Origin of the sequence: Pseudomonas kermanshahensis, assembly GCF_014269205.2 — a bacterium.
Classification (GTDB): domain Bacteria; phylum Pseudomonadota; class Gammaproteobacteria; order Pseudomonadales; family Pseudomonadaceae; genus Aquipseudomonas; species Aquipseudomonas kermanshahensis.
Window position 1 is genome coordinate 1537388 of sequence record NZ_JABWRY020000001.1, and the last position, 18853, is coordinate 1556240.

15 protein-coding genes, 1 tRNA gene and 1 pseudogene are annotated in these 18853 nt (G+C 59.7%); 11 read left to right on the plus strand and 6 right to left on the minus strand.

The window, feature by feature from the left end; translation table 11 throughout:
* Positions 1 to 94: 94 nt before the first annotated feature.
* Positions 95 to 991, minus strand: coding sequence for a transcriptional regulator GcvA (gcvA, locus tag HU764_RS07075; protein WP_027592802.1), 897 nt, complete (start codon positions 989 to 991; stop codon positions 95 to 97).
* A gap of 255 nt (positions 992 to 1246) precedes the next feature.
* Between gcvA and HU764_RS07080 the strand changes: the two genes are divergently transcribed.
* The 3 genes from HU764_RS07080 to HU764_RS07090 all read left to right on the plus strand — a co-directional run bounded on the left by HU764_RS07080 (position 1247) and on the right by HU764_RS07090 (position 4013).
* Positions 1247 to 2629: an amino acid permease gene (locus HU764_RS07080; RefSeq protein WP_027592801.1), complete on the plus strand. Its 1383-nt coding sequence runs from the start codon at positions 1247 to 1249 to the stop codon at positions 2627 to 2629.
* 103 nt (positions 2630 to 2732) lie between these two features.
* Positions 2733 to 3230, plus strand: a complete 498-nt coding sequence (locus tag HU764_RS07085; RefSeq protein ID WP_099428755.1) for a PaaI family thioesterase — start codon at positions 2733 to 2735, stop codon at positions 3228 to 3230.
* Positions 3231 to 3317: 87 nt separating this feature from the next.
* A complete protein-coding gene (locus tag HU764_RS07090) occupies positions 3318 to 4013 on the plus strand; it encodes a glutathione S-transferase N-terminal domain-containing protein (RefSeq protein WP_027592799.1) in 696 nt (231 codons plus the stop codon).
* Between the two features lie 100 nt (positions 4014 to 4113).
* On the opposite strand, the gene HU764_RS07095 is transcribed toward HU764_RS07090, so the two are convergent.
* Entirely contained in the window at positions 4114 to 5730 is a 1617-nt protein-coding gene (locus tag HU764_RS07095) for an inorganic phosphate transporter (RefSeq protein ID WP_186703713.1), read from the minus strand.
* A gap of 128 nt (positions 5731 to 5858) precedes the next feature.
* Here HU764_RS07095 and HU764_RS07100 point away from each other — a divergent pair, with 128 nt between their 5' ends.
* The 8 genes and pseudogenes from HU764_RS07100 to HU764_RS07135 form a co-directional block, all read left to right on the plus strand.
* Complete coding sequence (locus tag HU764_RS07100) at positions 5859 to 6245, plus strand: DUF488 domain-containing protein (protein WP_027592797.1); 387 nt, start codon at positions 5859 to 5861, stop codon at positions 6243 to 6245.
* A 13-nt stretch (positions 6246 to 6258) separates the two neighbouring features.
* Entirely contained in the window at positions 6259 to 6690 is a 432-nt protein-coding gene (locus HU764_RS07105; RefSeq protein WP_186703714.1) for a GNAT family N-acetyltransferase, read from the plus strand.
* Positions 6691 to 6811: 121 nt separating this feature from the next.
* Positions 6812 to 7201, plus strand: a complete 390-nt coding sequence (locus HU764_RS07110; RefSeq protein ID WP_027592795.1) for a helix-turn-helix domain-containing protein — start codon at positions 6812 to 6814, stop codon at positions 7199 to 7201.
* A gap of 63 nt (positions 7202 to 7264) precedes the next feature.
* On the plus strand, positions 7265 to 7903 hold the full coding sequence (gene gacA / locus HU764_RS07115; RefSeq protein ID WP_027592794.1) for a response regulator transcription factor GacA: 639 nt from the start codon (positions 7265 to 7267) through the stop codon (positions 7901 to 7903).
* Positions 7904 to 7908: 5 nt separating this feature from the next.
* Positions 7909 to 9732: an excinuclease ABC subunit UvrC gene (uvrC, locus tag HU764_RS07120; protein ID WP_186703715.1), complete on the plus strand. Its 1824-nt coding sequence runs from the start codon at positions 7909 to 7911 to the stop codon at positions 9730 to 9732.
* A gap of 33 nt (positions 9733 to 9765) precedes the next feature.
* Positions 9766 to 10326: a CDP-diacylglycerol--glycerol-3-phosphate 3-phosphatidyltransferase gene (pgsA, locus tag HU764_RS07125; RefSeq protein WP_027592792.1), complete on the plus strand. Its 561-nt coding sequence runs from the start codon at positions 9766 to 9768 to the stop codon at positions 10324 to 10326.
* A 63-nt stretch (positions 10327 to 10389) separates the two neighbouring features.
* Positions 10390 to 10465, plus strand: a tRNA-Gly gene (locus HU764_RS07130).
* Positions 10466 to 10823: 358 nt separating this feature from the next.
* Positions 10824 to 11210, plus strand: a pseudogene (locus HU764_RS07135) (transposase); the annotation flags it as partial.
* Positions 11211 to 11347: 137 nt separating this feature from the next.
* Here HU764_RS07135 and imm45 read toward each other — a convergent pair.
* Genes imm45 through HU764_RS07155 form a run of 4 tightly spaced genes read right to left on the minus strand, consistent with a single transcriptional unit; the run spans position 11348 to position 18789 of the window.
* The gene (imm45, locus tag HU764_RS07140) at positions 11348 to 11668 is read right to left on the minus strand and encodes an Imm45 family immunity protein (protein ID WP_186680809.1); all 321 of its coding nucleotides are present in this window, start codon (positions 11666 to 11668) and stop codon (positions 11348 to 11350) included.
* Positions 11669 to 16273, minus strand: a complete 4605-nt coding sequence (locus HU764_RS07145; RefSeq protein WP_186703716.1) for an RHS repeat-associated core domain-containing protein — start codon at positions 16271 to 16273, stop codon at positions 11669 to 11671.
* Positions 16274 to 16326: 53 nt separating this feature from the next.
* Positions 16327 to 16758 (minus strand): DcrB-related protein, encoded by a 432-nt coding sequence (locus HU764_RS07150; protein ID WP_186680813.1) that lies wholly within the window; start codon positions 16756 to 16758, stop codon positions 16327 to 16329.
* Positions 16759 to 16782: 24 nt separating this feature from the next.
* Positions 16783 to 18789: a type VI secretion system Vgr family protein gene (locus HU764_RS07155; protein ID WP_186703717.1), complete on the minus strand. Its 2007-nt coding sequence runs from the start codon at positions 18787 to 18789 to the stop codon at positions 16783 to 16785.
* Between the last annotated feature and the right edge of the window lie 64 nt (positions 18790 to 18853).

Consider the following 18853-nt stretch of genomic DNA (forward strand, 5'->3'; position numbering starts at 1 on the left):
GCGTGCCGGGGCTGTATTGCGCAAACGAATTATTTGATTGCGATCATTCCTTGGATTCGTGATCTTCTAAGATTTTGTGTTACCTGCACTGACCTCAATCCCCTTCAGCCACCCGCTCGCGAATCCACTGCACGAAGGCCCTGACCTTCGGCACCTCCGCCGCATGCTCGGCATGGGCGATGAAGTGCCTGCCATTGCTCGGCACCGGGTGGTCCCAGGCCACCACCAGCTTGCCTTCGTTCAACTCCTCCGCCACCAGGTACCGCGGAATCAGGGCAATGCCACAGCCGGCGATTGCAGCCCGGATGCACAGGTAGAACGTGTCGAAGCGCGGCCCGTGGTAGCTGTTTTGGCTGTGCAACCCCAGCCCCAAAAACCATTCATGCCAGGCCTCCGGGCGCGATACACACTGCAGCAGGCGGTGCTCGGTCAGCGCCTCGGCGCTGGTGAAACGGTGGTTGGCGAGCAGCTCTGGGGCACACACCGGCACCACTTCTTCGCTGAACAACTCGATACACGTCGCCCCAGGCCAGGTGCCCTGGCCGAAGAAGAAGGCGATGTCGGCCTTGGACTGCACCAGGTCGAAGGGTTCCAGCTCGTTACGGATATCCAGGTGAATACGCGGATAGCGATCACCAAACCCCTTTAGCCTGGGCACCAGCCAGCGCGCGCCGAAGGTCGGCTGGGTGGCGATGCGCAGCACTTCGGTCTCATCGCCATAGCTGAGGATGTAGCGGCTGGAGATGTCGATCTGGGTGAGGATCTTGTTCACCTCGGTCAGGTACAGCGCACCGGCCGGGGTCAGGTGCAGGCGCCGGCGAATGCGCTGGAACAGCGAGTGCGACAGCATGTCCTCCAGTTGCGCGACCTGTTTGCTGACCGCGCTCTGGGTCAGGTGCAGCTCTTGCGCCGCGCGGGTGAAGCTCAGGTGGCGGGCAGCCGCTTCGAAGCACTGGAGGGCGGTGGTCGAGGGCATCAGGCGTTTGGACATGACAGGCGCGTACCGAGCAAAAAAGGAAGAAGTTCATTCCGTATTGGAATCATGTGCTTCGAAAAGGTCGTTTGTTGACCCAGGCCTATAGATTAATACTGACCTGGATCAACGATTACAACCGGTCGTGCGAAGAGGAGGGAAGTAGCCACCGCCGGCATCTACAAAACAACAAAAAACGCACACCCGAAATTAATAAGAATTCTGCTCCATTTTTTAGCCGTCCCACGACGGCGACCCATTCGAGGGTTCTCCATGGCTTCGCTAGAAAACAAGAAACAGCGGTCCTTGCAGCACGGCCTGACGTCCCGTCAGGTGTCCATGATCTCCATCGCCGGCATCATCGGCGCCGGCCTGTTCATCGGCTCCTCCAACGCCATTGCCACCGCCGGCCCGGCCATCCTCATCTCCTACGCCATGACCGGCCTGCTGGTGCTGCTGGTGATGCGTATGCTGGGCGAAATGGCCATCGCCAACCCCAACAGCGGCTCGTTCTCCACGTACGCTTCCGAGGCCATCGGCCCTTGGGCAGGCTTCACCATCGGTTGGTTGTACTGGTGGTTCTGGGTGCTGATCATCCCGGTCGAGGCGATTGCTGGCGCAGACATCCTGCATGCCTACTTCCCCGGCGTGCCATCGTGGTTGTTCGCCTTCCTGATCATGGTCGTGCTGTCGGGTACCAACCTGATCAGCGTGAAGAACTTCGGTGCCTTCGAGTACTGGTTCGCGCTGGTCAAGGTGGTTGCCATCGTTGCCTTCATCATCGTCTGCAGCCTGGCCGTGTTCGGCTTCTGGCCGTTGGCCGAGGTCTCGGGCGTGAGCCGGCTGTGGGACAATGGCGGCTTCATGCCCAATGGCTTCGGCACTGTGCTGGGTGGCGTGCTGATCACCATCTTCTCGTTCTTCGGCGCCGAGATCGTCACCATTGCCGCTGACGAAACAGCCAACCCGAAAGACAAGATCCGCCGTGCCACCAACCTGGTGGTGTACCGCATCGCGATCTTCTACCTGGCCTCGATCTTCCTGGTGGTGTCTCTGGTGGCCTGGAACGACCCGGCCCTGAAAGCCGTGGGCTCGTTCCAGCGGGTGCTGGAAGTGCTCAATGTGCCGGGCGCCAAGCTGCTGGTCGACCTGGTGGTGCTGGTGGCGGTCACCAGCTGCATGAACTCCGGCCTGTACACGGCCTCGCGGATGCTCTACTCCCTGGGTGCCCGTGGCCAGGCGCTGAGCATGACCAAGCGCATTTCGGGTGCTGGCGTGCCAACGGTAGCGGTCATCTTCTCGACCCTGGCAGGCTTTGCCGGTTGCTTCGTCAACTATGTGTTCCCCGGCAAGGTGTTCGGTTTCCTGCTATCCACCACCGGCGCCATTGCCTTGCTGGTGTACCTGGTGATCGCCGTGTCTCAGCTGCGTATGCGGGCCCGTGCAGACCGTGAGGGCACGCCGCTGGAGCTTAAGATGTGGCTGTTCCCTTATCTGACCTGGCTGGTGATCGGCACCATCGTCATGGTCCTGGGCTACATGCTGTTCAGCGATGCCTACCGCTACGAGACGCTGATGACTGCCGGGGTGACGCTGTTCATTCTGCTGGTGTCGCTGACCCAGCGGCGCGGCAAGGTGGTCGCACAGACTGCTTGATCCAGAGGGGGCGCTTAGCGCCCCTTTCTCATTGGCGCTGGCCCAGCGCGGCGCTACCATCGACGCTTGCCTCACTTCCCATTCCAACAAGCACAGGAAGCGTATGAACGAGCACACCCTTTCCCTCCAGCAGTTGGCTGCACCGGAAGGCACCTGCTACGGCTGCGGCTGCTCCCACCCCAGCGGCCTGCACCTGCAAAGCCATTGGGACGCCGACGGCATCCACCTGCTGTGCCGCCATGCACCCGACAGCACCTTCATTGGCTGGCCCGGCCTGGTTTATGGCGGCTTACTGGCCATGCTGGTCGATTGCCACTCCAACTGGACCGCCATGGCCTACCACTACCGCAACGAAGGCCGCGAACCGGGCAGCCTGCCGCGTATCGACTGCGTCACGGGCACACTCAACCTCAGCTACCTGAAACCGACCCCCATGGGTGTCGAGTTGCTGCTCAAGGCACGCGTAGAAGGCGACGTCGGGCGCAAGAGCCGGGTTATCTGCGAGGTCTGGGCAGACGATGTACTCACGGTGACGGCGGACTCGGTGTTCGTTCGGGTCGACACCGAAAAGCTCAAGCTCAAGGCCCACGGCCAGGCTTGAGCCGCCTGTGCCGATGAAGGGTCGGTGATGGTCAGCCACGCGGGATGTCACTAAAGTAACAGCTCCATTCCCCAGGCAAGGTTGACCATGACCGATCTGAGCGCATTCCCCATCACCCGCAAATGGCCCGCCCAGCACCCCGAGCGCCTGCAGCTGTATTCGTTGCCGACGCCGAACGGGGTCAAAGTGTCGATCATGCTCGAAGAGATCGGCCTGGCGTACGAGCCGCACAAAGTCAGCTTCGACAACGATGACCAGTTGAGCCCGGAGTTCATTTCCCTCAGCGCCAACAACAAGATCCCCGCCATCCTCGACCCGAACGGCCCTGGCGGCCAGCCGCTTCCGTTGTTCGAGTCGGGCGCGATCCTGCAGTACCTCGCGGAAAAGAGCGGGCAGTTGCTCAGCCAGGACCCCGCCACCCGTTACCAGACCCTGCAATGGTTGATGTTCCAGATGGGCGGCATCGGGCCGATGTTCGGCCAGGTCGGGTTCTTCCATTTCTTTGCGGGCAAGGAATACGAAGACAAACGCCCGCGGGATCGCTACGTCAACGAATCGAAGCGCTTGCTGGGTGTGCTGGACCGCCACCTGCAAGGCCGCGAGTGGATGGTCGACGAATACAGCATCGCCGACATCGCTATTTTCCCTTGGGTGCGCAACCTTGTGGAGCGCTACAACGCCCGTGAGCTGGTCGGGTTCGATGCGTTCAAGGAAGTGCAGCGGGTGCTGGCGACGTTTTTGGAGCGGCCGGCGGTTCAGCGTGGCCTGAAAATCCCGGGGTGATCGGGCATCCTTGAACCTGCGGGCTTGCCCGCGAATGCTGTGGTAGGTCCACCATCGCATTTGCGGGCAAGCCCGCTCCCACAGGTTCTTTAATTGCAGCCTAGAAAATCTGGTTAAGAAGCCAGTACAGGCTACCTGCCAGCAGCATTGCCGCGGGCAGGGTCAGCACCCAGGCCATCAGTAAGTTGATCAACGTACGCTGCTGAATCCCCGAGCCGTTGGCGACCATGGTCCCAGCCACACCCGAGCTCAGCACGTGGGTAGTCGAGACCGGCAGCCCGAACATGTCGGCCGCCCCAATGGTGCACATCGCAACCACCTCCGCCGATGCACCTTGGGCATAGCTCAGGTGGGTCTTGCCGATCTTTTCGCCCACCGTCACCACAATGCGTCGCCAGCCGACCATGGTCCCCAGCCCCAGCGCAATGGCCACGGCCACCTTGACCCACAGGGGAATGTAGCGCGTGGCATCGTCCAGCTGTGTCTTGAACAGTTGCACATGGCTGCGGGTGTCGGCATCGAAGGTTGTCAGCTGGTGCTTGTCGAGCAAGCGGATGGCTTCGCTGGTCAGGTACATGTCATTGCGCACGTTGGCCATGGCTTCGGCCGGCACGCGCTTGAGCGAACCGTAACCCTTCACCTCTTCGCCGATCATGCCGGTGAGGGCGGCCAGGGCTGGTACCAGTTGCGGGTTGGGCTTGGGTTCGGCGATGAACGCGGTCAAGGTTTGGCGCGGGTCTGCGGGCGCCGCTTGCGGGTCATGGCGCACCAGGGCCTGGCGCGTCACTTCGGCCACGGCCGAAAACTGCAGGGCCTGCTCGCTGGGCATGGTCTTGTTCAGCGCATACGCCATCGGCAGCGTGCCGACCAGAATCAGCATGATCAGCCCCATGCCTTTTTGCCCATCGTTGGAGCCATGGGCAAACGATACCCCGGTGCAGGTCAGGATCAGTACGCCGCGGATCCACCACGGTGGCGGCGTCTGGCCTTCTGGCGCCTGGTACAGCTCTTTGCGCTTTACCAGTGCGCGCAGCGCCAGCAGCAACAGGGCCGCGCAGGCAAAGCCGATCAGTGGCGAAAACAGCAGGGCATACCCCACCTTGCTGGCTTGGGTCCAATCCACGCCGCTGGTGCCGTCGCGCCCATGCATCAGCGCATTGGCCACGCCTACGCCGATGATCGAGCCGATCAGCGTGTGCGAGGAGGACGCCGGCAGGCCCAGCCACCAGGTGCCCAGGTTCCAGATGATCGCGGCCAGCAGCAGGGCGAAGACCATGGCGAAACCGGCCGAAGAACCTACCTGCAAAATCAGCTCTACCGGCAACAAGGCAATGATGCCAAAGGCCACCGCGCCGCTGGAAAGCAGCACCCCCAGGAAGTTGCACAACCCCGACCAGACCACAGCCACCGGTGCCGGCAAAGAGTGGGTGTAAATAACCGTGGCGACGGCGTTGGCGGTGTCATGGAAACCGTTGACGAACTCGAAGCCCAGGGCAATCAGCAGCGCCAGGCCCAACAACAGGAAGGGGGTGACGGTGGTGATCACCGTGCCGCTGGCGCTGACGTCCTGTTTCAGGCTCCAGGCGGTGTAGGCGATGCCTGCCAGTAGCAGGCCGAAGAACAAAACCAGGGTGGCACGCCCGGGCTTGTGGGACAGCTGCGGGCGGGAATCGCGTTGGGCCAGTGGCGGCTGGCTGGCCAGGGACGGGGTTGCCATGGGGGCTCCGGTTGGCGTCGGGCGAAGGTGCCGAAGGCTGTGAGCTTAGGAGCAATTCGTGACCGGTCCGTGACCTCGGTCAATGAATTCACTAGGCTCAAGACAGACGGTAAATGCGGGAGAAAGCCATGATCCGCTGCAAACGTGTCTACGAAGCAGCCGCCGACGAAGATGGCCAGCGCGTGCTGGTCGACCGCCTGTGGCCGCGCAACAAACGCAAGGAAGACCTGCAGGGCCAATGGTTGCGCGAGGTGGCACCCTCGGATGAATTACGCAGGGCGTTTCACCAGGGGGAGGTGGATTTCGCCGGTTTCACCCAGCGCTACCAGCAACAGCTGGCCGCGCACCCCGAGCACTGGTACCCACTGCTGGACCTGGCGGCCAAAGGGCCGCTGACCTTGCTTTATGCCGCCAAAAACACCGAGCACAACAATGCCCAGGTGCTCGCCGAGTGGCTGGAGGATGAGCTGGAACGCCGTGGCCCAGGCAGTTCGCCGGTGTGCTACGCCACCTGAGCAGTGCACAATAATGGCCATGAACCTCGTACCTGCCACCGACGCCCACCGCACCTTTGCCCGCGACCTTACGCGCCGGGCCATGCTGCCGTACTACCGTGAGTTCGACCTGTTGTGGCTCGAAGACGCGTTCGATCAGGCCTGGGGCTGGCGCGAGCAATGGCTGGTGATGGACGGTGACACGGTGCTGGGCTACTGCAGCCTCAGCCAAGACCGCCAGGCACTGTTCATTCGCGAGTTGCACCTGTTGCCCGAGCACCGCGGGCGCGGTATTGGCAGTTGGGTGTTGGAGGCGCTCGCCGGTTGGGCGCAGCAGCGGCGCCTGCCACTGCTGCGTTTGATGGTGTTCCGCAGCAACCCGGCCAGGCAGTTGTATCAGCGCAGGGGCTTTGTCGAAATGGGCGAGGATGAGTGCTTCGTGCGCATGCAGCGCGCAATCGACTGATAGCTCAGTGATGGCTTGTCGTGGCCGGTGACCATGGGCATAGTGGACCCAGGAATTTACAGCTGCTTACAGGAAGGTGAGCGGCGTTGGATGATGTCTAGGGACTAAGGAGATGCACCCTATGAATGGATTCGGTCCGCGACTGCGGGAAGAACGTGAGCGGTTGGGGATGACCCAGCGGGTGTTTGGTGACATTGGCGGAGTCGAGCCCAATGCCCAGGGTAAATACGAAAGTGGCGAACGCACGCCGCGTGCCGATTACCTGGCCGCAGTGGCCGCCCATGGCGTGGATGCCCTCTACGTGCTCAGCGGTGTGCGCACCCCGGCGCCGCTGGAAAACATGACCCAGGATGAGGCCGAATTGCTGGGGGCCTTTCGGCAATTGCCGCTCGCCGATCAAGCAGCGCTCTGGCACTTGCTGGGGCGTTTGTCAGGTGAGGTTAAAAGCCGCGAAACAGTGAGGCCTTTCACACTTGGCCGTCAGGCCTATCTGACAGAAGTTTTGCGTTAGGCCCGCCATGAAAAATTTTGTTAAGGTGGCGGGATCCAATCGCCCTGTAGACGAGGTGTGTGCTTGATTAGGGTCTTAGTGGTCGATGATCACGATCTGGTACGAACCGGTATTACACGCATGCTGGCCGACATCGACGGCTTGCAGGTGGTGGGTGAGGGGGATTCAGGGGAGGCGGCGCTTAAGCTGGCCCGGGAACTGAAGCCGGACGTCGTCCTGATGGACGTGAAAATGCCGGGCATCGGTGGCCTGGAGGCTACCCGTAAATTGTTGCGCAGCCACCCCGACATCAAGGTGGTCGCGGTCACCGTGTGCGAGGAAGACCCATTCCCCACGCGCCTGCTGCAAGCCGGCGCAGCCGGTTACCTGACCAAGGGCGCCGGGCTCGACGAAATGGTCCAGGCCATTCGCCTGGCCTTTGCCGGCCAGCGCTACATCAGCCCGCAAATCGCCCAGCAATTGGCGCTGAAGTCGTTCCAGCCGCAAGGCTCGCCGTTTGACGCCTTGTCCGAGCGGGAAATCCAGATCGCCTTGATGATCGTCGGCTGCCAGAAGGTGCAGATCATCTCGGACAAGTTGTGCCTCTCGCCCAAGACCGTCAATACTTACCGTTATCGGATCTTTGAAAAACTCTCGGTCACCAGCGACGTCGAACTGACCTTGCTGGCCGTTCGCCACGGTATGGTTGACGCAAGCCTGTAAACCTCATGTCCCAAGCTTTTGATGCCAGCGCGTTCCTGGCGACCTGCAGCGGTCGCCCAGGCGTTTACCGTATGTTCGACGCCGAGGCGCGGCTGCTCTACGTGGGCAAGGCCAAAAACCTCAAGAAGCGTCTGGCCAGCTATTTCCGCAAAACCGGCCTGGCCCCCAAGACCGCTGCGCTGGTGGGCCGTATCGCCCAGGTCGAGACCACCATCACCGCCAACGAGACCGAGGCGCTGCTGCTGGAGCAGAACCTGATCAAGGAATGGCGGCCGCCGTACAACATCCTGTTGCGCGACGACAAGTCTTACCCTTATGTCTTCCTGTCTGACGGCGACTTCCCGCGCCTGGGCATCCACCGCGGTGCAAAAAAAGCCAAGGGCCGTTACTTCGGCCCGTACCCCAGCGCCGGCGCCATTCGCGAAAGCCTCAGCCTGTTGCAAAAGGCCTTTTCGGTGCGCCAGTGCGAAGACAGCTACTACGCCAACCGCACCCGGCCCTGCTTGCAGTACCAGATCAAACGCTGCAAAGGGCCGTGTGTCGGCCTGGTGGATAAAGACGAGTACGCCGACGATATCCGCCACTCGGTGATGTTCCTCGAAGGCCGCAGCCAACAGTTGGGCAACGAGCTCAATGCCGAAATGGAGAAGGCCGCCATGGCCCTCAATTTCGAGAGGGCCGCCGAACTGCGCGACCAGATCGCCCTGCTGCGCCGCGTGCAGGACCAGCAGTACATCGAAGGCGGTACCGGCGACGTCGACGTCATCGCGGCCTTCGTCAACCCCGGTGGCGCCTGCGTGCACCTGATCAGCGTGCGCGGCGGGCGGGTGCTGGGCAGCAAAAACTTCTTCCCGCAGGTGGGCATCGAGGAGGAGGTGGCTGAAGTCATGGCCGCGTTCCTGTCCCAGTACTACGTCGGCAACGCTGAGCGTGAACTGCCTGGCGAACTCATCGTCAACGTGGTGCACGAAGACTTCGAAGCCATCAGCGAAGCACTGCAGACCCTACGCGGCCGCGAGCTGACCATCACCCACCGGGTGCGCGGCACTCGGGCCCGCTGGCAGCAATTGGCCGTGACCAACGCCGAACAGGCCCTCAACGCCCGCCTGGCCAACCGCCAGCACATGGCCGCGCGCTTCGAGGCCCTGGCCCAGGTGCTGGGCCTGGACGAAGTGCCGCAGCGCCTGGAGTGCTACGACATCAGCCACTCCAGCGGCGAAGCCACCGTGGCCAGCTGCGTGGTGTTCGGCCCCGAAGGCCCTATCAAGTCTGACTACCGCCGCTTCAACATCGAAGGCGTCACCGCCGGTGACGACTACGCCGCCATGCACCAGGCCCTGACCCGCCGTTACGGGCGCATCAAGGACGGCGAGGGCAAGTTGCCCGACGTCTTGCTGGTAGATGGCGGCAAAGGCCAGTTGAACATGGCCCGCGACGTGATGCAGGAGCTGGCCTTCACCGACCTGACCCTGCTCGGCGTGGCCAAAGGCGTGACCCGCAAGGCCGGTTTCGAAACCCTGTACCTCAACGACGTGCACCACGAGTTCACCCTCAAGGGCGACTCACCGGCGCTGCACCTTATCCAGCAGATCCGCGATGAAGCCCACCGCTTCGCCATCACCGGCCACCGTGCCCGCCGCGGCAAGGCCCGTCGCGTGTCCAGCCTGGAAGACGTGGCCGGGGTCGGCCCCAAGCGCCGGCGCGACCTGCTGAAACACTTCGGCGGCCTGCAAGAGCTCAACCGCGCCAGTATCGATGAGATCGCCAAAGCCCCCGGCATCAGTAAAAAGCTTGCCGAGTCGATTTATGCCAGCCTGCATAGCGAGTAGAATGCCGGGCTCAACCCGCAGCCAGTCGTACCGATGAATATTCCAAACCTGCTCACCGTTCTACGCGTCCTGCTCATCCCGATCTTCATCCTGCTGTTCTATATGCCCTATCACTGGAGCTATATGGCCGCCAGCAGTGTGTTCGCCGTTGCCGCCGCCACCGACTGGCTGGACGGCTACCTGGCGCGTCGCCTGCAGCAGAGCACGCCGTTCGGTGCCTTCCTGGACCCAGTGGCAGACAAACTGATGGTCGCCGTGGCGCTGGTGCTGCTGGTGCAGGTACACGCCAACTTCTGGCTGACCTTGCCCGCAGCCGTGATCATCGGCCGCGAGATCGTCGTTTCGGCGCTGCGCGAGTGGATGGCCGAACTGGGGGCGAGGGCGCACGTGGCGGTGTCCAACCTCGGCAAGTGGAAGACCGCGGCGCAGATGCTGGCGCTGGTCATTCTGCTGGGCAACCCACCTGCGGTGACGATGTGGGTGATTCTGGGTTACGGCCTGCTGCTGGTGGCGGCAGGGCTGACGCTGTGGTCGATGGCGCATTACCTGCTGGCCGCCTGGCCGCACTTGCGCGAAGGCTCGGAACAAAAATAAAACTTTTTTGAATCAAGGGGTTGACGCCGTTTTAGATATCGCTAGAATGGCACCCATCACGACGCGGGAATAGCTCAGTTGGTAGAGCACGACCTTGCCAAGGTCGGGGTCGCGAGTTCGAGTCTCGTTTCCCGCTCCAAATTCGATCCTCAGTGCGTCGCTGGGATCACAAAGAAGAGGCCTTAGGGCCTCTTTTTTTGTGCCTGGGATTTGGTGTTTGGGTCGCGCGCTGTGGGGTTTGTCCTGTGCTTGTAGGTGCTGGCTTGCTCGGGCGCCGGACTGTGGTAGTGGGCCGTAACGCCGTCCCGGGGCACTACATGTGTGCATGGCTTCATGCCTAATCAGGATTTTTCTGCCCACTGAAGCCGAGGGCGGGCTGCCCCTGTTCGCTCGGTCAAGCCAGGTTACCCTCAATCAAAACGACAGAGCTTGTGTGAGTCGTAGTCTTGGGGAGCCGCTGTTCATCGCCATCGCTGCCCCAACCGGTGAAGTCATCGCGCCAGCATCGAAGCACCGAATTCCTCGCGTTCCTGAGGGAAATCGACGCATCAGTTCCTGCTGAGATGCCGATTCACCTGATCATGGATAACTACGCAACACACAAAATCGAAAAGGTCAGGGCATGGCTTGCGGGGAGCCCGCGCTACAACATCTACTTCACGCCGACTTCGGCGTCATGGCTTAATTTGGTTGAGCGATTTTTCTCAACGCTGAGCGAGAGGTGGATCAAGCGCCAGGCCCATGTCAGCGTCAAGGAGCTTGAAGCGTCTATCGAGCACTACCTGTAAACCTACAACCAAAGCCCGAAGCCATATCGGTGGCATAGAAAGGGCGAGGACATCCTTGCCTCAGTCACCCGCGCGGCACGAGTTTTGAGCAGTTAATTTTCAGTGGTATTTCTGAAACACCGCACCAGTTGACTAAGCTATGGACGCTGCCGTGAGATGCGCTGGCGATCAAGCTTACGCCGCATAGGATCCTCTATGTGACGAAGCAGCTTGGCTTCGGGTCTGGGTCGTGTTCATATGCTTGCAGCAGGATAGTGTTCCAGGAGGCGCACTTCAGAAACATTACATTCTGGATATATCCATTTCTCCCAGTTAGCTATCAGCCACTCAAGGCGAACACCTCGCCCTAACTGTGACTCGCATTCAGCAGGGAGTCTAACTAAAATTAGTCCCGCCTTTTGCCCTGTGGTGACGACAAGTCCGAATCCGGACTCATCATCGGGTATGCTGGTAAGCATTAAATCTACGGTGTCTTCATATGGCCATTTAGCAGGGAAGCGTAAGATGGTTCCATTTGATACAATGCCTTCAGGGTGCTCAATCAATTTGTTCATTTATTTTACTCTCAGGTCATGTCCGCCACTAGGGTCAAGGGAATTTAATATGGGCTTTAGACTCATGTCAACTTCACCCACATGCTTGCCATTTTTTAAGCTAGACTGCTCGAATCGTCCATGCTGAGTATCTACGGAGTAGTAGTGTTTTCCATCCGTGTAAATCGTTCTGCCTCGGTTGAATCTCTCAATCTTGGTTGCTCTCTTCCAGTTGCGCGTGCTAGCAACACTGCTGGCCATCTCCCTAATCAGTGCTACTCGCTCATTCGCAGGGAGTTTAGAAAGGGCTCTTTCAAATTCGAGTACTTGAGTTCCATTCGGTAGTAAGTTGCAAGGTGACCATCCGAAAGGATCAATCCACAATAGGGGGTTTGGTGCGTATAGGTAAAGATTAATCCCGCCTTTTAGGCTAATCGGATCGCACTGTGTAAATCGTCCGATCTGCGGATCAAGATATCTGAATGTGTTGTAGTGCAGGCAAGTTTCCCGGTCAAGGTACTGTCCCTGATGCCGCAGATTCTGCTCCCGCGTCTGCCGCTGGCTGTGCCACTCGTCCCGCGATGTACCCCATCCCCGATAATCACTGCGCCAGAGCGTCTCTCCGTCCGCATCCGTCAGTTGCTCGGGCAGCCCGGCAAGGTTGGTGTGGAAGTACTGGAGGTCCTCTTGCCCCGGCTTCCCGTCGATCCTTGCCAGGGGTTCGTAGTTGTCCGGACTGGCGTAGACATAGACGCTCGACAGGCCTCGCTGCACTTCCTGCAATAGCCGTAGCCCTTGCCAGTGAAACAACGTGCGTCGGGTTGGCTCGGGGTGTTCTTCCTGATAAATCTCCTTGCTGATGCGCCTGCCTAGCGGGTCGTAGCCGAACACCACGCGCTCGCGCAGCAAGCTCTTGCACTGGTCGACGCAGATCAACCGGTGCTCGGCGTCATACTCGAAGTACTGCACCCAATGGCTGCCAATGCGCTTTTCGCACAGGCGACCGAAGCTGTCGTAACGGTAGCGTTTGTCCTGATAGACCAGCACACGGTTGTGTTTGATCAGGCCGTTGAGCTTGGGCCCGTCGAACAGGTTACCGGCCTTGTCATACTTGAAATCCTCGACCTGTGTTGCCTGCCAGTTGGGGCGTGATTGGTGGGTGGTCTGCAGTTGTTCGCTTGCGTCATAGCCGTAACGGTTGCTCCCGGTGTAGCTCTTGCCGGAGTGGGGCGAATGATGAAAGTGGCCAATGATCTGTTCTAGCTGGGCGGTGCCATCAGTAGCAGTGCTACCAATGCCACGACGCTGAGTCTGGGTTAACACCCCAGCAACCAGGTTGTCACTGGCGTCGTAGCGATAGCACTTCTCCAGCAACGGCAGCACTTCTGCAGGGACATCGCGATAGTGAATGGCCTTGCTGCCCAGCCGACCGCTCTGGTCATAGCGTGTGCGTGTGACCAAGCTTCCTTGGGTACGCAGCACTTCGTCATGTAGCGCGTCACGTTCGAAGTCGCTGATGACGCGGCCATTCAAGTTGATCTGGTGAAGGTGCCCGCTGCCGTAGTACAGGTAGTTCAGCGTTCGCTGATCAGGCAGGGTCAACGTCTGCAGGTTGCCGAGTTCGTCATAACGGTACTGCAACAAACCGGCGCTGTTGGTTTCGCTGAGCAACTGTCCGGTCGTATCGTAGGTGTAATCAAGCTGTTGTTTCGCGCCTTGGTTGTCCGTGAAGGCAATGGACAGCAGATTGTCGGCAGCGTCGTAGCTATAGTCCGTGTTGCCATCCTCGGTGTGTTTGCGTGTGAGGCGGCCAACCGCATCACGCTCGAAGTCATGTCGGATCGGGGTTGTTCGTGTCGGTGGGGCGTTATCGGACAGCGGTGGTTGTGCGTAGGAAGAGGGCACATGGGTGAGGCTGGTGACTTCATCCAGGACGCTGTATTCATAGAGCCGGCCACTGCCATCCAAATCCTGTTGCGCGACCAGTCGGTCCAGTTTGTCCCAGCCAAATCTGTAGGACTCGTTGTTCTCATTGGTTAGTTGCAGCAGCCGGCCATAGGCGTCGTAGCTGAACTTCACGCTGTAGCCCATGGCATCGGTGCGCTCGACCAAGCGCCCACTGAGGTCGTAGCGAAATTGCAGTTTTTTTTGCGCAGGATCTAGGTAACGTGTCAGTTGGCCGGCGATATCAACTTCATAGCGGTCGAGTCGACCATCGGGTCGTTGGCTTTCTACGAGGTAGCCGCGAGCGTCGTACCTGAAGTGGGTCATTTCTCCGCGGGCATTGATGCTTTCGCTAAGACGGCCACCCAGGTTGTAGTGGTACAGCGTCTGGTTGTTGCTGCAGTCGCGGTAGCTGAGCAACTGGCCACGGGTGTTCCACACCAGATGTTTGGTTTTTTCTAGGGCATCGGTAATGCGGGTAACGCGACCTTCCGGATTGTATTGATACTGGGTGCTGCGTCCCAGTGGGTCCTGTTCCCACAGCATATTGCCATGAGTATCGTAGCCGTAGCGTTGGGTGCGCCCAGCCGTGCTTGTGATCTGGACCGGCAAGGCCCAGTGACGCAGATACTGGATTTGTTCGCCGCGACCCAGAGGGTCACATGTTTCAATCAAACGGCCAATGTCGTCGTAGCTATAACGCCACTCACCGCCTTGTGGGTCAATGCTCCTGATCAGTTGGCCAGCGATGATCTCCTCCTGCCAGCACTGCCCGAGGGGATCGACGTGTTTGTATACCTCGTAGAGCGGGCCCCAATAGTAGTGATCTTTGCGTCCAAGGCTGTCTGTAACCACGGTTTCGCCGTCTTCGAGGTTGTACTCGAATCGGTATTCCTCTCCGTCGCTCCCCCAGTGGCGGACCACTCTCCATTCGTGATCGGGCTGTGGCTCCAGCAGCGGCGGCAACCTGTAAGGCGTGCCGTCAGCACGCTGAGGGATGGGACGCTTGGCGGGAACGAGGAATTTTGCCCACTCGTATTGACGAACTGCGCCGCTGGCAAGTTGATGGCTATTCAGATAGCCCTCAGCGGTGTAGGTGAAGCGGCGCACCAGCTGGCCTGTCGCGTCTAGCACTTCGTATAACTGTCCGCTTCCCGTGTATTGGTAGCTGATCAGTAACTCGTTGCGTTCGATGGCCGGTGTTTCGCCGCCCTTCAGGAATACTTGCGAAATTTTGCAGACGCGCTGAGGGTGCCTGGCTGCATAGTGCAGCTGCACCACCGTTTTGCCATATTTGTCGTATATTACCTGCAGCCTGCCGCGGTCGTCGTACATCAAGTCGATGACATTGAGATTGCGGTCACCCAGGCGAACCAGTCTTGAACGAGTAGGGTCGAGCGGGTCGACATCAAAAACTTTGTAGCGGCCCTCGTGCGTATCTTCGACAACCGTTTGGCCATCCTCTAACTGGAAGAACGCCAAGCCGTCAACGACACTGACGAATGCATCGCCGGCGTTCAGGCGTCCTAGTTCCAGTCGATTGCTTTCCTCATCGACATAGATTGACAACTCGCCGCCTTCAGGATGAGGAACACGGACAAGTTCCACCTCATAAGGAACACTCCAGCCCATTCCAAAGAGGCCATTGGAACGTTTGTCATTGCTATCGTACCCTCTCGCCCAATCAATGCCGATCAAGCCTGGCAGGTTGAAGTCAACATCTTCAGGGCCAAAGAGTACCTTGCTGCCAGCAGATACAAGTACGGGACTGCCCTTGTACGAGCAGGTTTGCGATTTAGGTTTCGGTACCGCGATGTTCGCAGCGCGCCGCCGCGGTACTCTGATGCGTCTTGACAGCAGTATGCCCGCGATGATCCCGGTGAACATCGCAATCTTGCTCTTGCCATTGCGAATATCGCGTACCGTCGCCGTTCCGCCACCAATGCGTACATTCGGTGAGACGTTTTCATTCACATCGATCGTGGCGTCGCAGGTGGTCTTGTCACCCGATCGCGCTGCAGGCTGGTCGTTGATGAAGACCTTGTCCGACCCTTGCGCAATATAGGTTTCGGGCATCGGGGGATGGCGGCTACATGAGATCTCATCCTTGCTCTTGTCTTGCGCGCCGGGGTCCTTTGGTGTGGTGACGGGCGGGTTGAAGACATCGCGGATCGCCATGGCCAAACCCACCACAGGCATCAGCAAGGACGTCGCCGCCATGGCCATCGAACCCACGTTCTCCAGAATCGAGGGTTCCGCTTGCTCGGCATCGGCCGCTCCCCCGCCTGGTGGCCCAGTGATTCCAGCTGCCCGTGCGGCCGGCTTGCTGTTGATAAACACATTGCCTGACCCGCTTTCGATCTTTCCGAAAGGCTCGGGAGCGGCGACGCTGTTGCCAAAGTTGTCGCAAAAGCTGGATATCGCATCGCCGATGGTCTGGTTATCACCAACCGAGAGGGTGCTCACTGCACCGACTGCCGCCCCTGCGACGATTCCGATGACGATGCCTGCTGCGCCACCGGTCGCCACGGTGCCCACAACCGCCAGGCTTACGGCGGCAGCTACGGCTGCTGTGGCTGCGGCATAAATAGCGACCTCGGCGACCGCGCTGACCATTTCGGCCAAGAGGGAGGGATGCAGTATTTCGTCGCCCATCCGGGCGGCGTGAACGATCTGCGCCATGAGTTGTTAGCTCCAAGCTATTGAGTAGGTGTTGTTTTTCGCCGGCGTGGGCTTTAGTTGAATCGGAGCTTCTGCTTGATTGCGCGCCAGTGCTCGATGTCGTCGGTGTTCAACGGGCTTGGCTTGCTGTAGTTCAGTACCAGCAGCCGGTGCTGGCCTGGAATGAGACAGGCCGCCTGGAGCTGGAAGTGGGACTTGTTACCCACCATGAATTCAATGCCCATCTCGCGGGCTTCCACTGGCTGGTCATCCACCCCCAAACGCGCGATCTTTGTGGGCGTGATGGTCATTGCCTTGGACTTTTCACGCAGCATTTGCAGCTGGTCTTCGATAGCCTCGTCTAACGTCTTGTCATCGGCGACAGGGCTGCGGGCCATTACCAGCGTGGTGTCTCGGGCACGGAAACGCAGCATGTTGAGCGTCAGGTCTTCAGGTACTTCTTCGCCTAGATAGAGGATCAGGTCGTGAGTCAGGTATTCCGTCATTGCAAGAGTCCTTTCGGGATTTGATTACGTACGGGTAAGTGCAAGCAGGTGCTTGAAATGCCCATCTACTTCAGTCTTCAAAGCACCACTGTCGCGTCCATCTGCGGCGGCACCCGCCGTCCCACCTGTAGGGTTAAGATCGAGCTTCGCTGCAGGCGTGTTGATCTGTCCGGTTTGTTGCCCGGTGAGGTTGAAGGTCTCGCAGGTGATATTGAGCGTGCCGTTGGACTGCATCTCGATCAGCGTCTTGCCGCACTTGAGGCGCAGGGAGTTGCCTGCTTCGATCTCGTAGTCGCCGGCAATGAGGTCGTTTTTTCCGCCGCCGACTTTCAAGGTGTCGTTGGCTTTCACGACGCGCAGACGATTGCGGCCGATGGCAACTGCCTCGTCCTGGCCGATGCTCTGAGTACGATCAACACTTACAGTGAGGGATTGATTGTTGTTGACCTGCGTTTTTTGGTCCTTCTGGGCATGGATGAATACTTCTTCTTTGCCCAGCTCGTCTTCGAAGCGCAGTTCGTTATAGCCATCACCTTTGTGGGACTGGCTCTTGATGGTCATGCGGGTCTTGTGGTCGGGCAGATCGTAGGGCGGTAACTGATCGCCGCAGTAAGTGCGCCCGGTGATCATCGGCTGATCGGGGTCGCCGTTGACGTACTGGATGATCACGTCCTGGCCGATCCGTGGGATGGCCATTGAGCCCCAGCTGCCACCGGCCCAGCCTTGTGACACGCGTACCCAGCAGGAGCTGAACTCATTGTTCTGGCTTTCGCGGTCCCACGGAAAGCTGACCTTTACCCGGCCCCACTTATCGCAATGGATCTCTTCTCCCTTCGGGCCGACCACGGTAGCCATGTGCGGGCCGTCGATTCGCGGCTTTTCCAATGGGGCAGGGCGCCATTCGGTCCGACCGGGAACCAGCACGGCCGTCTGCTCGTAGCGCGTGCTGACATCGGCGCTGGCGGCCTCTTCCTGCAGGCTGGTGAACTGGCTGCCTTTATGGGTAACGGTGTTCACCCGCCAATGCTCATTGAGATCGTCACGTGGGTGCCCAGTCAGGGTGAAGCTCAGGCCCGGTTGCAGGCGAACATCGTCACCTTGGACTTCGGCAGTGCGTACATCATGGCGAAGCGCGGTGATGCGGTTTTCGGTGAACGGCTTGCCCACGGCATCGCATTTGTAGCGGCCTGGGTAATCAAAGTACTCGTACTCCTTGGACTGATGCTCCAAGAAGGGCCCGGCGGCTCTGTGTTCCTGGCGGTAGGCCGGGTGGGTAAAGGTGTAATCGCGCTGAACCTGGCGAGCGGTGCGCACCTGCTCGCTGTAGCGCAATCGACGAAGGCAGGGTTTGGCTTGATCGCCACCGCTGTTGGCTTGGTACAAGACGGTGTTGGGGTCTACAGGCTGGTCGTCGAAGAAGCCCTCGTCTTCATCCTCGGTTTTGATGGCGCCATGGCTGATCAGGCCGAGGGACTGCAGCCGATCGGTGATGATCAGCTTGTGCAGCTTTTCACTGTGCGCGAAGCGGTAGACAAAGCCTTCTTCGGCAGCAAGACGGGCGATGAACGCAAGGTCCGTCTCACCGGCCTGAACGCAGAATTCGCGTACCTGATGGTCCATGCCGGCGCGCAGTTCGTACTGGTTGATGCCCTGGCGCTGGAGCATCAGCTCAAGAATCTGCGGGACCGTCTTTTGCTGGAAGATGCGCCAGTTCGAGCGAAGATCGGCACGGGCCAGTTGGGGCTCGACCAGCGCGTGGTAGTAGGTGCGGTAGAAGCCGCTTTCAGCTTGGCTGAAACGGCTGACAAGGCCGTGCACGTAACGTACCGGGCGATTCCCTTCCCAGATGGTGAAGAGTACCGGTTTGTCGAGCAGGTGGCCGAAGTCGACATCGTTGTCGAAGCTGATCAGTTTCAGCTCCAGCTCGAAGGGTGTGCTGATCCCTTCCCTGAGTTCGAACGACACCACTTCGAATTCAGCGTTGCCAACCAAGGGTTGGAAGCTGTAACGCAAGTCAGATTGGCTAGGCATGAGAAATCCTTCCGCCGACTGAGAGTTTGAAAACCCCTGGCAGGGCTTGCCTGCCAGGGATGTT

Coding starts and splice junctions, on each gene's coding strand:
- HU764_RS07150 (WP_186680813.1), bottom strand. CDS start 16,758: ATGACGGAATACCTGACTCACGACCTGATCCTCTATCTAGGCGAAGAA.
- HU764_RS07085 (WP_099428755.1), top strand. CDS start 2,733: ATGAACGAGCACACCCTTTCCCTCCAGCAGTTGGCTGCACCGGAAGGC.
- HU764_RS07105 (WP_186703714.1), top strand. CDS start 6,259: ATGGCCATGAACCTCGTACCTGCCACCGACGCCCACCGCACCTTTGCC.
- pgsA (WP_027592792.1), top strand. CDS start 9,766: ATGAATATTCCAAACCTGCTCACCGTTCTACGCGTCCTGCTCATCCCG.
- HU764_RS07155 (WP_186703717.1), bottom strand. CDS start 18,789: ATGCCTAGCCAATCTGACTTGCGTTACAGCTTCCAACCCTTGGTTGGC.
- HU764_RS07100 (WP_027592797.1), top strand. CDS start 5,859: ATGATCCGCTGCAAACGTGTCTACGAAGCAGCCGCCGACGAAGATGGC.
- HU764_RS07090 (WP_027592799.1), top strand. CDS start 3,318: ATGACCGATCTGAGCGCATTCCCCATCACCCGCAAATGGCCCGCCCAG.
- imm45 (WP_186680809.1), bottom strand. CDS start 11,668: ATGAACAAATTGATTGAGCACCCTGAAGGCATTGTATCAAATGGAACC.
- HU764_RS07110 (WP_027592795.1), top strand. CDS start 6,812: ATGAATGGATTCGGTCCGCGACTGCGGGAAGAACGTGAGCGGTTGGGG.
- uvrC (WP_186703715.1), top strand. CDS start 7,909: ATGTCCCAAGCTTTTGATGCCAGCGCGTTCCTGGCGACCTGCAGCGGT.
- HU764_RS07095 (WP_186703713.1), bottom strand. CDS start 5,730: ATGGCAACCCCGTCCCTGGCCAGCCAGCCGCCACTGGCCCAACGCGAT.
- HU764_RS07145 (WP_186703716.1), bottom strand. CDS start 16,273: ATGGCGCAGATCGTTCACGCCGCCCGGATGGGCGACGAAATACTGCAT.
- HU764_RS07080 (WP_027592801.1), top strand. CDS start 1,247: ATGGCTTCGCTAGAAAACAAGAAACAGCGGTCCTTGCAGCACGGCCTG.
- gcvA (WP_027592802.1), bottom strand. CDS start 991: ATGTCCAAACGCCTGATGCCCTCGACCACCGCCCTCCAGTGCTTCGAA.